9 protein-coding genes are annotated in these 13453 nt (G+C 44.3%); 6 read left to right on the top strand and 3 right to left on the bottom strand.

Going from position 1 to position 13453, the window contains the following annotated elements; all coding sequences use genetic code 11:
* Positions 1-481 precede the first annotated feature (481 nt).
* Positions 482-2647, top strand: coding sequence for a TonB-dependent receptor family protein (locus AC1IR0_RS15310; protein ID WP_409653990.1), 2166 nt, complete (start codon positions 482-484; stop codon positions 2645-2647).
* A 63-nt stretch (positions 2648-2710) separates the two neighbouring features.
* On the opposite strand, the gene AC1IR0_RS15305 is transcribed toward AC1IR0_RS15310, so the two are convergent.
* Together AC1IR0_RS15305 and AC1IR0_RS15300 are read right to left on the bottom strand one after the other, a co-directional pair.
* On the bottom strand, positions 2711-3319 hold the full coding sequence (locus AC1IR0_RS15305; protein ID WP_213687285.1) for a MarC family protein: 609 nt from the start codon (positions 3317-3319) through the stop codon (positions 2711-2713).
* A 28-nt stretch (positions 3320-3347) separates the two neighbouring features.
* The gene (locus AC1IR0_RS15300; protein ID WP_005246314.1) at positions 3348-5384 is read right to left on the bottom strand and encodes a choline transporter; all 2037 of its coding nucleotides are present in this window, start codon (positions 5382-5384) and stop codon (positions 3348-3350) included.
* 270 nt (positions 5385-5654) lie between these two features.
* Here AC1IR0_RS15300 and betI point away from each other — a divergent pair, with 270 nt between their 5' ends.
* From betI to AC1IR0_RS15275, 5 genes are all read left to right on the top strand, one after another.
* Positions 5655-6233, top strand: coding sequence for a transcriptional regulator BetI (gene betI, locus AC1IR0_RS15295; RefSeq protein ID WP_479741543.1), 579 nt, complete (start codon positions 5655-5657; stop codon positions 6231-6233).
* Between the two features lie 21 nt (positions 6234-6254).
* Entirely contained in the window at positions 6255-7730 is a 1476-nt protein-coding gene (gene betB / locus AC1IR0_RS15290) for a betaine-aldehyde dehydrogenase (protein ID WP_409653996.1), read from the top strand.
* 10 nt (positions 7731-7740) lie between these two features.
* Positions 7741-9396, top strand: a complete 1656-nt coding sequence (gene betA / locus AC1IR0_RS15285; RefSeq protein WP_479741542.1) for a choline dehydrogenase — start codon at positions 7741-7743, stop codon at positions 9394-9396.
* Positions 9397-9525: 129 nt separating this feature from the next.
* Positions 9526-10296, top strand: coding sequence for a TorF family putative porin (locus tag AC1IR0_RS15280; protein WP_479741541.1), 771 nt, complete (start codon positions 9526-9528; stop codon positions 10294-10296).
* 341 nt (positions 10297-10637) lie between these two features.
* On the top strand, positions 10638-12845 hold the full coding sequence (locus AC1IR0_RS15275; RefSeq protein ID WP_409654001.1) for an OsmC domain/YcaO domain-containing protein: 2208 nt from the start codon (positions 10638-10640) through the stop codon (positions 12843-12845).
* Between the two features lie 250 nt (positions 12846-13095).
* On the opposite strand, the gene AC1IR0_RS15270 is transcribed toward AC1IR0_RS15275, so the two are convergent.
* Positions 13096-13453: 4Fe-4S dicluster domain-containing protein (locus AC1IR0_RS15270; protein ID WP_479741202.1), on the bottom strand; the 358-nt coding region annotated here is incomplete at its 5' end.

The raw sequence follows: 13453 nt of genomic DNA, 5'->3' as shown, positions 1-13453 counted from the left end.
TATAAGCCCGTGATTCTTAAAAATCCTGCATCATCAGGATTTTTAAAAATAGACTTTTTTCTCTCAAGGATTTCAATTTTTCTATAAGGTGATGAGGTTAATCTTGTCTACTTTAAATCAGAAAATATACAACTTCGGCCAACTTTCGAAATTAAAGAACTGGTTTGGTCGATTATAAATTTTTCTACTTATCACATTTTGCCAAGTGGAAATACATCTGTGCAGAATTAAATTACATATTATTAAATATCAGTTACTTAAAAATTAAGTTCTTGGAACTTGTGAGGATGTGGTTTTGATCTTGCAAGTTGATTTTTAATAAAAAGATTAAATAAAATGAAAAAACATACGCTGATCAGTCAATTTTTTGGCAGAAAATAACTCCTGAAAATAACAATGTTGATCTATGCTACAGCATAATTTTTAAACTGATTTCCTCTCATAAAACGGAATCACTTATACAGGACTGTATAAAATCGCCATGCACATGACAAAAATTCCTCTCAAGAAAAGCCCGCTGAGCCTCATGATTCTGTCGATTGTCTCAGGTCATCTTTATGCTGAAACTGCCGTAGAACCGGACAATGTTCAACAGCTGAATACTATTGTGATCAGCGCTGAGCAAAATGCCAATCCGCAGCAGCAATATCAGAAAGAGCTGGCTCAGGTTTCAGGAGGAACGAATTTCATTGGTGAGCAGCAATTAGAACAGCAGCGACTTGCAACCACAGCCGATGTGTTCCGTTTACAGCCAGGAATTTATGCCCAGTCTGCAGGGAATGAAGGTGCAAAAGTCTCAATCCGTGGCTCAGGAATCAACCGGACTTCAGGTGCACACGCATCCGGTACGCACGTCCTGATTGACGATATTCCATTTACCGGGCCGGGCGGTACAGCGTATGAACTGCTAGAACCCTGGTGGATTGATCATGTCGGGGTTTATCGCGGAGCCAATGGCTTTAAGCAAGGCGGACTGGCCTTAGGTGGAACAATCAACTATAGAACCAAGACCGGCGCAGATCAGGATGGCTCTGAACTCAAATATGAAATGGGCAGCCATGGTTATCAGAAATATCAGTTTAGTACCGGCCGAAAGCTGGATCAGATGGATTATTATCTGGCGCTGACGAGTACCCAGTTTGATGGAATTCAGGATCATGCTGAAGGCGATGGTAAGGGTCTGGCTTTTAATTTGGGCTATCAGATCAGTCCGGATATCGAAACCCGTTTTTATGCTCGTTACCGTGAGAGCAAGCATTTAACTCCAGGACGGATTACACAAGAACAGCTCAAAAATGATCCTGAAGCAGCGAATAGCTTTAATTTAGCGGTAGATGCCAAACGGATTCAGCCGGGCAGTACTTGGCTGGCCAATACCACGACCTGGAATTTACAGGATGATGCAAAACTGACCGGCAGTCTGGCTTATCATCATTATCCGCTGGATTTACGTGAAAGCAGTTATCGTACTAATGTCGATTATGAAGATATTACAGCGCGCTTCCAGTATGAAAGGCCTTATCAGTTTCTAGGTCTGGAGCATCAGGGGCGTATTGCCTTGCGCAGCACGACTCATCGTCCGGACAGTGGTGTAACGGAAACCATCCGACGTGATACGACCATTGATGGAACTTTGTATCCGGCAGATACAGTTACCCGCCGTTATACCTATCGCGGTTCGGACAACGTGCTGCAATTTGATCAGGAAACTACATTAAATGATCAGTTCAAATTAGATTTGGGACTGGCAGCGGTGTATACCCATCGGGAAAGTGAAGTGACTTATCCCGAGGCAAGTCCTGAGGTTAGTCGTTATGAATGGAATTTTGCACCACAACTTGGTTTGACCTATCAGCCGAATGAGTCTGTGCAATGGTTTGCCAATTTAAGCCGCAGCATTGAGCCAGCACATCCTTGGGCGATGGCTTGGTCTTCACCGTATTATTTTGACAGTGGTGTCGCTTCAGGCCGGGTGCGCGCGCCCATCTATTTGGACACGCAAACCGCTAATAGCTTTGAACTGGGTGGACGTGGACAATCAGTCTTTGGAGACTGGGCACTGAGCTACTATTATTCCAAAGTGAAAAATGAACTGTTAACCTCTGAAATGATTAAAACCTATGAAGATGGATCGAATCGACCTTCAGAGCCCATTGCTGTTGAATCAAATGCCACGCCAACGATTCATCAAGGGGTGGAGCTAAGTCTGGATACGCCATTGCATGAATCCGAATATGGCGAACTGCGTCTGCAACAGGCTTATACCCTTAGCGATTTCCAGTACAAAAATGATCCATTGTTTGGCAAGAACCAGTTGCCAGGAATCCCTAAACATCTGTATCAGGCTCAACTAAGTTATGCCTTGAATAATGGCCTCTATATTGGTTTGAATACCGAATATGCATCGAAGATGGCACATGATTATGCCAATAGCCGATTCAGTGATGACTATCAGATCTGGGGCATTGACGTGGGTTATGCACCAGAACATCAATCGTGGAAAACCTGGATCAACTTTAAAAATATCACGGATGAGAAATATGCTGCGGTCGTGATTCCTGGTCTGAATGATAAAGGTGCTGATGTAGCGCGATCTTCACCAGGTGAAGGTTTTTCTACTTATGCCGGTGTGTCATTTAAATTTTAATTTTTAAAATCAAAAAAAGAGCGGTGAAAACCGCTCTTTTTATTTATTGATAGAAAAGGTTTATCAGGTTTCTAAAATTCCGGTAACGCCTGTCACAATCATATCGATGGCAATGGTACCAATCAGAAGCGCAGCAACACGACCGACAATATCGACATACAGGTCAATGTAGTTGGAATATTTATGCTGTAAATGATCATGCAGATATTTCATCAGGATCAGCAAGCTACAGGTTAGAAACAGGGTAAAGAAAATCACCAGAATGGTTTGCATTAAACTGAGCTGTATACCTGTGATCACAGATGCCGAAATGGTGCCCGGACCGATCATAAACGGCATGGCAATCGTGCCCGCCAGATGACTGGGCGCGCCGCGCATCACACCAATCGTATCAGCACCCTCAAAGACATAACGATAGCCAATTACCAGAAAAATAATACCGCCAAAAATCTGGAAGGACTCAAACCGTACATGCAAGAATTCATTAAAGAAGGCTTCACCGGTTTTTGCAAAAATGATGAACACAATAAAGCTGATCAGGCTGCCCTGAATCAATGCCATGTTGAATATTTTTGCGTCGGAATTACGGATAATTCCGAGCATGTAAATACTCATCAAAAATGGATTGAGTAATGAAAAAAACAGGGCAAAGGCATTCAAACTTTCTGACATCATTTAGTCCTTCCGTAGTTGAGTAATCCTAGATTTCACGATCCGGGAACAGCGGACGTTTACCTGGGCTGATCCGGTTAATATGCAAATACATCATATGGCGTTCATATTTATCCAGGATGTCATTGATCACCTGTTCCTTGCTATAACCGACCAGATCGTTGCCCTGAGAGCCTTCAAACAGATAACTTTCCAGACGATAGTAATAACGTTTGGTTCGTTTACCACGTGAACTGAAATTTGGCGTGTCATAGCGTACTGGCCATATTTCATAAACAAAGTTTTCTTCTTCATCGAGCTGAATGGTCAGATCCAGGTGATACAGTTCAGGTTCTTCCTCAAGTGATTTTTCCTGAATATTGACTTGAATGCCTTTGTCAATTAACTCGGTTGCAACGGCCTCAATGGCCGGCTTGCAGACATTGTCCAGCATGGTCCGGGTCTGGGACAGGCTTGGATGCAGCATGACCCGGCTCAGACGCTTCTTCCAGTTCAGGATATCCACATTGCCGACCACAGGTGCCGCATTCAGGCTAGTACTGGCCTGACGAAAATCCTCCAGACGCAAGGACTTATACAGTCCGGCCATCACAAAGAAAATGACGAAACTAAAAGGCAGACCCATAATAATCGTAGTGTTCTGTAATGCTGTCACGCCATTCGCCATGAGCATTGCCAAAGTCAGCAAACCGATGGCAATGGCCCAGAACACACTCAGCCAGCGCGGTGAATCATGCTCAATATTAGTGAATTTGGTGGTGAAATTTCCCAATACCAATGCCCCTGAATCCGCTGAGGTCACATAGAACAGCAAGCCGGTAATGGTGGCGACACCTGCAGTAAACATAAAGCCTGGATACTGCGCCAGCAGATCATAAAAACCATGTGCCGGATTTTCTAAAACTGTCGTAGCAAGTTGAGTATTACCATCAAAAATCACGCTGTATAAAGCACTGTTACCGAAAATAGACAACCAGGTCAGGGTAAATAACAGAGGAATAACCAAAGTCCCGGTGACAAATTCGCGAATGGTACGACCACGGGAAATACGGGCCAGGAACAGACCAACAAAAGGTGACCAGGCGATCCACCATGCCCAGAAGAACAGGGTCCAGCTATTCATCCACTCTTTCGGTTGTTCAAAAGGAAAACTGGTTAAAGAAAGCTTCGGGAACTGGCTGATATAGTCACCAAAATTCTGAATCAAGGCGGCTAATAAAAACTCGGTATTGCCTACAAACAGAATGAATAGCAGTAGCCCAATTGATACATAGATATTAATTTCAGACAGGATCCGGATGCCTTTATTGACACCGGCAGTGACTGAAATAATAGTAATAATCACGGCAACGGCGATGAGTGCAGTTTGAATCCAGATATTTTCTGGTAAATCAAACAATACATGCAGGCCGTAATTTAATTGCACAACGCCAATCCCGCAGGTGGTGGCAATCCCGAAAATCGTGCCGAGTACTGCAGCCGTATCCACAGTATGGCCAATTGGACCATTAATTTTTTTTCCAAAAATAGGATAGAGTGCTGATCGGATGGTGAGCGGTAAATTATAGCGATAGCTGAAATAACCTAGCGCGACCCCAATCAGTGCATACATACTCCAGCCGGTTAAACCGTAGTGAAACAGGGTCCATACCATGGACTGGCGCGCAGCTTCGAAGGTTTCACCTTCGCCTACAGGCGGATTTATATAATGCGAAAGCGGTTCCGCCACTGAGAAAAACATCAGGTCAATCCCGATTCCGGCAGAAAATAGCATCGCCGACCAACTCAACAGGCTAAATTCTGGCTTGGAATGTTTGGGGCCTAATTTAATCTCGCCATAACGGGAACAGGCGATAAAGACGATAAAAACCAGATACAGCGTTGCCGCTAGCAGGTAATACCAGCTAAAGGTACGACTGACCCAGTTTAAAATATTGATAATGACTTGATTGGCTTGTTCATTAAATAAAATGGTAATGATAGAAAACAGCAGAATAAGTGTCGCCGAAAAATAAAAAACTACTTTATTCAGACCATCTTGCATCTCTTCATTTTTCTTTTGCATAAATCCATGACCATCGTGTTGTTGCCGGATGATCTACAGTGCAGTGTGATTTAAAAGCAAAAGCCTGCGGTAAAGCTTCCTTGTTTTCGTGAATTACAAACTTTTGCAAATCCAAAACAAACTGCGCTGTACATCAAGGGTGAGCTGGCACTATAATTTTTATTAATTGAACGTTCAATTAAAAAAGCGTTTATGAATTGTTACATCATTCAGCTATTTGCTTTAGCAGAGTGACTTTCTATTGTTATATCCGTTATTCAGGTTAGTCTTATGCCAAAAGTTGGTATGCAACCGATCCGTCGCCAGCAACTGATCGATGCCACCTTAGCTGCAGTGAATGAGCTAGGTTTTGCAGAAGCTTCAATTAGTCAGATTGCTCAGAGGGCAGGTGTCTCAACCGGCATCATAAGTCATTATTTTGGCGGTAAAAATGGCTTGATTGAAGCCACAATGCGTTACTTATTGCAGCAATTGGGTAAATCTGTTGCACAGATAAAGATACAGGTTGATGACTTACCGGAGCAGCGCTTGTTAGCGATCGTACGTGGTAATTTTGCTGCTCCACAAACGGATAAGGCGGCCATGAAAGTCTGGTTGGCGTTCTGGGCTAGCAGTTTGCACCAACCTGAATTACACCGTTTACAGCAGATCAATCATTACCGTTTACATTCCAATCTTAAATACGAATTCATGAAAAAGTTAAATAAAGACCAGGCAGAGAAAGCCGCTCAAGGTCTGGCAGCATTGATTGACGGATTCTGGTTAAGAGGTGCTTTGGTAAATGGCGAAATTGACCCAGAACTGCCGATTGAACTGTGTAGTGAATATATCCGGCAACAACTCAAATAATCCACCTGCGAGGAAATTCCATTGACAACATTCAAACTGCAACGTCCTTATATTCATGGACAATATGTCGATGCAACGTCCAATAGCACGTTTCAAACGATTAATCCTGCAACAGGCGAAGTTCTGGCAGACGTGCAAGTGTGTACGCGAAAAGATATCGATCGCGCTGTTGAATCGGCACAGCAAGGCCAAAAAGTCTGGGCAGAAATGACAGCAATTCAACGTTCCCGTATTTTAAACAAGGCTGTTGCCATCCTCCGTGAACGTAATGACGAGCTGGCGCGTTTAGAAAGTCTCGACAGTGGTAAAGCTTTCAGTGAAACATCCACCGTCGATATTGCGACAGGTGCAGATGTACTCGAATACTATGCAGGTATTTTGCCAGCATTAGAAGGCCAGCAAATCCCGCTCAGAAGCAGTTCGTTTGTTTATACTCGCCGTGAACCTTTGGGTGTGGTTGCCGGGATTGGTGCATGGAATTATCCGGTTCAAATTGCCTTATGGAAATCTGCACCTGCACTGGCAGCAGGCAATGCCATGATCTTTAAAGCCAGTGAAGTGACGCCTTTAACTGCATTAAAACTGGCAGAAATTTATACTGAAGCAGGTGTGCCGCATGGTGTCTTTAATGTGGTTACCGGCAGTGGTGAAATTGGTGGTTATCTGACTTCGCATCCTGATATTGCCAAAGTGTCGTTTACCGGTGGCGTTTCTACCGGCAAAAAGGTCATGGCGCAAGCTGCAAATTCTAGCCTGAAAGAAGTCACGATGGAGCTGGGCGGTAAGTCTCCGCTGATTATCTGTGAAGATGCCGATCTGGATTTGGCGGCAGATATAGCCATGATGGCTAACTTCTACAGTTCTGGTCAGGTCTGTACCAATGGTACCCGCGTATTTATCCCTTTGGCCTTGAAAGCAGAATTTGAAGACAAGATTTTGCAGCGTATTCCTTATATCCGTATGGGGGATCCACTTGATCCTGAGACCAATTTTGGTCCAGTGTCCAGCTTCTCTCATATGGAAAAAGTGCTGGGCTATATTGAACAGGGCAAGATCGAAGGTGCACGCTTATTGTGTGGTGGCGGCCGTGCTGAAGATGAGCAGTTTGCCCAAGGCGCTTATGTGCTACCAACGGTATTTACTGATTGCCGTGACGACATGACGATTGTCTGTGAAGAAATTTTTGGTCCAGTCATGAGTATTCTGAGTTATGACTCAGAAGAAGAGGCGATTCGTCGTGCCAATGATACCGAATATGGTTTGGCAGCTGGTGTCGTGACACCGAATCTGGCACGTGCGCATCGTATTATTCATCAAATCGAAGCCGGCATTTGCTGGATTAATACCTGGGGCGAATCACCGGCAGAAATGCCTGTCGGTGGCTATAAACATTCGGGTGTCGGTCGCGAAAACGGTATTGTCACGCTACAGCAATATACCCAGACCAAGTCGGTTCAGGTCGAACTCAGTCCTTTCCAATCTGTATTTAGCGCATAAGGGGGATTTGATGAATTACGACTATATTATTATCGGTGCGGGCTCTGCGGGTAATGTTCTGGCAGCGCGTTTAACTGAAGATCCGGATGTGAAAGTCCTATTGCTGGAAGCAGGTGGGCCGGATTACCGTCTAGACTTCAGAACACAAATGCCTGCTGCATTGGCTTATCCATTACAGGGACGACGCTATAACTGGGCCTATCTGACCGATCCCGAACCTCATATGAATAATCGTCGTATGGAGTGCGGGCGCGGCAAGGGGCTGGGCGGTTCTTCATTAATTAACGGCATGTGTTACATTCGCGGTAATGCTATGGATCTTGAACAGTGGGCCAGCCTGAAGGGGCTAGAACACTGGAGCTACGCCGAATGTTTGCCGTATTATAAAAAAGCTGAAACGCGCGATATTGGCGGCAATGATTATCATGGTGATTCTGGACCGGTTTCGGTCGCAACACCTAAAAATGGGAATAATGAACTGTTCCATGCCATGGTCGAGGCCGGTGTACAGGCCGGTTATCCACGTACTGACGACCTGAATGGCTATCAGCAAGAAGGTTTTGGGCCGATGGACCGTACCGTAACGCCGCAAGGCCGTCGTTCCAGTACAGCACGCGGTTATCTGGATATGGCCAAAGGCCGGGATAATCTTACGATTATTACCCACGCTATGACCAACCGGATTCTGTTTAATCGTAATCAGGCGATTGGTGTGGAATATTTTGAAGGACAAAATACCTTACAGCCGATTCAGGTTTTTGCGGATCGTGAAGTTTTATTATGTGGTGGTGCAATCGCCTCACCGCAAATCCTGCAACGCTCCGGCGTGGGTCCAGCTGAACTGTTAAAAAGTCTGGATATTCCTGTGGTTCAGGATTTGCCAGGCGTGGGTGAAAACCTGCAGGACCATCTGGAAATGTACCTGCAATATAAGTGCAAAAAACCTGTCAGCTTATATCCGGCACTCAAGTGGTATAACCAGCCGATGATTGGCGCTGAATGGTTATTTTTAGGTAAAGGTATTGGGGCCAGTAACCAGTTTGAAGCCGGTGGTTTTATCCGCTCTTCAGACGAATTTGACTGGCCCAATATCCAGTATCATTTCCTGCCTGTGGCGATTAATTATAATGGCACCAATGCCATTCATGAACATGGTTTTCAGGCACATGTGGGCTCTATGCGTTCACCATCTCGTGGTCGGGTTCGCCTGAAATCCAAAGATCCGTTTGAACATCCAAGTATTCTGTTCAACTATATGAGTACTGAACAGGACTGGCGCGAATTCCGTGATGCCATTCGTATTACCCGTGAAATTATGCATCAGCCGGCATTAGATCCCTATCGTGGTGAAGAAATCAGTCCGGGCAAAAATCTGCAAACTGATGCAGAAATTGATGAATTTGTTCGTAATCATGCAGAAACCGCGTATCATCCGTCCTGTAGCTGTAAAATGGGTGAGGATGACATGGCGGTTGTCGATGGTTATGGACGCGTACATGAAATGCAGGGTCTGCGTGTGATTGATGCCTCGATAATGCCTTTGATCATTACCGGCAACCTCAATGCAACTACGATTATGATCGCTGAAAAACTGGCAGACCATATTCGCGGCAAACCTCCTCTTGCGCCTTCATCTGCACCTTTTTACAAGGCGCCTCGCGCTTAAATCATGGTTTTATTCCTGTCGTCTAGTAAAGCAGGAGTAAAACGAATTTCAATTTTCCCCCCAAAACGGAGATAAAATCTCGACTGCTTTCGTTTTATCTCCGGCTTTGCTTAATACAATTTATATTTTATGAAAATATTCAATCAAACAGTGCTGTTTGGCTGTGCTGCTGTTTCAAGTTTTTACTGTTATGCTGATGATGCGGAAGTAAAAAAAATAGAAGCAAGCGGAAACTTGAGTGTGGTCTCCAAGTACGTCTCCCGTGGTTTGACCAATGCACCTGAAAATGACGACGTTGCTGTACAGGCTGCATTGAATCTGGCTTATGGCAATTTTTATGTTGGATATTGGGGATCTACGCTTGGATACTCTTATGCAGAAGTGCAGGGGCGTCCGGGACATCGTTCAGACAAATTCGAGCATGATTTTCTGCTGGGTTATACCTATAGCAGCGAAAATTATGACTGGGATTTATGGAATGCGACCTATTATTATCCGGGCGGTGAGAACACCACTGGAAATGAGTTGGGCTTAAATGTAAGTCGTGCGTTGAATGATCAGACCAGTATTGGCGCCAGTGTATCGACCTATCTGTATGATGTGGCTTATGCCAATCAGGGCGATACTTTTTATACGCTTAACCTGAATCATCAGTTGAATGATCGCCTGAATGCCAGCGTTACGGCAGCGGGAAGCTATTTTAACGATGAAGGCAAATATGAGGGCGGTGAACTGGGCGATACCGAAAAGCAGTTTGCCTTTCGTTATGCTTCTGCCGGACTTAGTTATGCGCTCTTACCTCAGGTAAGTTTGTCGGGTGAATATATCTTTGGCGGTTATGACCGTTATGATGACAAGCAGCGTAATCTTGCAGTATTTGCACTGAGTTATGATTTTTAAAATTATGAAATCATTCAGACTAGGCGGGTGAAAATCTGCCTTATCTGCAACTTTGATTAATAGTATAAGCCATGACTTGAAGTTGATTCATGCTCCGGCAGCTCAGGAAAGACTGAGGATCTGGTTTAATCTGCCAGAATTTCAGACAAATATTATCAATTTCATAAAATAATTCTATAATAGCGCCCATTCTCGGCAGCGTTATCCAGACACTTCGTCAAATGGCATAACCTGACCATTTTCTATTTTTCATTCAAGTTCTCCTCCGTGAACCGGCTTGTATATTCAGATTCAGCATCTTATCTGTCCGTGACGGCACATAAGAATATTTAGGTATCCACATGGAAATTAAGGTCAATTATCTCGATAATCTTCGTCAGGAAGCCAAGTTCGATGACTTCACGGTAATCGCCGATCAGCCGATCCGCTATAAAGGCGATGGTTCGGCACCCGGCCCATTCGATTATTTTCTGGCATCTTCAGCTTTATGTGCGGCTTATTTTGTCAAAGTCTATTGCGCGGCACGTGATATTCCGACCGACAATATCCGCCTATCTCAAAACAATATCGTTGATCCTGAAAACCGATATAAACAGATTTTTAAAATTCAGGTGGAACTACCGGCTGATATTTCTGAAAAAGACCGCCAGGGAATTTTACGTTCGATCGACCGTTGTACCGTCAAAAAAGTAATTCAAACCGGTCCTGAATTTGTCATTGAAGAAGTAGAAAGTATCGATGCAGATGCTCAGGCCTTGTTAATACCAAGTCTGGCTTCTGACCATACGACTTTCATTCCGGGTAAGGACCTTCCGCTGGAAGAAACGATTGCCAATATGTCTGCCATTCTGGCAGGCCTTGGCATGAAGATTGAAATCGCGTCTTGGCGTAATATCGTGCCGAATGTATGGTCGCTACATATCCGTGATGCGCAGTCACCAATGTGCTTTACCAATGGTAAGGGTTCGACCAAAGAAAGTGCGCTGGCATCTGCCTTGGGCGAATTTATTGAACGTCTGAACTGCAACTTCTTCTATAATGATCAGTTCTGGGGTGAAGATATTGCCAATGCAGAATTTGTGCATTATCCAGATGAAAAATGGTTCCAGCCAGGTCCGAATGGCGAATTACCTGCAGAAGTTCTAGATGAACATACCCGTGAAATTTATGATCCTGAAGATGAGTTGTTAGGTACCCATCTTTATGATACCAACTCGGGAAACAAGGCTCGTGGTATCTGCTCACTCCCATTTGTACGTCAGTCTGATGGTGAAACCGTTTATTTTCCGTCGAATCTGATCGAAAACCTGTACTTAAGTAATGGTATGAGCGCCGGTAATACGCTGGCTGAAGCACAAGTACAGTGTCTGTCTGAAATTTTTGAGCGTGCTGTTAAACGTGAAATTCTGGAAGGTGAGCTCGCACTTCCGGATGTGCCTGAACAGGTTCTGGCAAAATATCCAAAAATTGTTGAAGGCATTAAGGGTCTGGAAGAACAGGGCTTCCCGGTTCTGGTCAAAGATGCTTCACTAGGCGGTCAGTTCCCGGTCATGTGCGTTACCTTGATGAACCCGCGTACCGGCGGTGTATTTGCCTCATTCGGTGCCCATCCTAACTTTGAAGTAGCATTAGAACGCAGTCTGACTGAACTTTTACAAGGCCGTAGTTTTGAAGGTCTGAATGATCTGCCAAAACCAACTTTTAGCAGCAATGCAGTAACTGAACCGAATAACTTCGTCGAACATTTTATTGACTCAAGCGGTGTGGTGTCTTGGCGTTTCTTCAGCGCGAAATCAGATTATGATTTTGTCGAGTGGGATTTCACTAATAACGGTCAAAACTCGAATGCGGATGAAGCTCAGGAATTATTCACAATTCTGGAAGACATGGGCCATGAAGTTTATATGGCGGTGTATCAGCATCTAGGTGCAACAGCTTGCCGTATTCTGGTACCGGGTTATTCAGAAATTTATCTGGTAGAAGATCTGGTTTGGGACAATACCAACAAGGCTTTGTTATACCGTGAAGATATCCTGAATCTGCACCGTCTGGATGATGAACAACTGGAAGCACTGGTTGAGCGTCTGGAAGAAGCAGATGAGGATGACTATACCGAGATCAAAACCTTGATCGGTATCGAATTCGATGAAAATACTGAATGGGGCCAACTGACGATTCTAGAACTGAAACTTCTGATTTATGTGGCTTTGCAGCAATTTGAAGAAGCCAAAGATCTGGTTGAGCAGTTCCTGCAGTTCAATACCAATACCGTTGAACGTGGCCTGTTCTACCAGTGCATGAATGTCGTTCTGGAAGTCATTCTGGATGATGAAATGGAACTGGATGATTATGAGCACAACTTCCGCCGTATGTTTGGTGATGCCCGTATGGATGCCGTTCTAGGTTCAATCGAAGGCACAGTTCGTTTCTATGGTTTGACCGAAACCAATATGCAGCTTGAAGGACTGGACCGTCATTTACGCCTGATTGACAGCTATAAAAAACTGCATGCAGCACGCGCCAAGTTTGTAGCAAATCAAAAATCTTAATGAATGACTAAAATTTTTCGTCATTGGTTTTAAATTTTAAAGATGGCTTAGCTCATTTTGGTTAAGCCATTTTTATATCCAGTACGCTATAAAATCTTTTCTATTATTTCTATTCTAACTTATTAATTCCAGCTCCCGAGGGAGCTGGGATTACCTAAAAAATTAAAGTGAAGTGTTAATACTAACTGCTTCAAGAGTGGGTATATGAATGTGAGAAATAGATGTATTTTTCTCATTCACAGGAATTACCTTACATATTCGGGTAATTCGGACCACCACCACCTTCCGGTGTCACCCAGGTGATGTTCTGGGACGGATCCTTGATGTCACAGGTCTTGCAGTGTACACAGTTGGCTGCATTGATCTGGAAGCGTTTTGAACCGTCATTATTTTCCATAATCTCATAGACTCCCGCCGGGCAGTAACGCTGTGCAGGCTCGTCCCATGTCGGCAGGTTGACTTCCACCGGAATAGAGGCATCGGTGAGTTTTAAATGCGCTGGCTGGTTCTCTTCATGCACGGTATTCGATACAAACACTGAAGACAGACGGTCAAAGGTTAGCTTGCCATCCGGTTTTGGATAGTTTGGTTTGAAGCTTTCAGCTGCC

The sequence above is a fragment of the Acinetobacter sp. 129952 genome, assembly GCF_056642055.1.
This window is presented reverse-complemented; position numbering and strand designations above follow the sequence as displayed.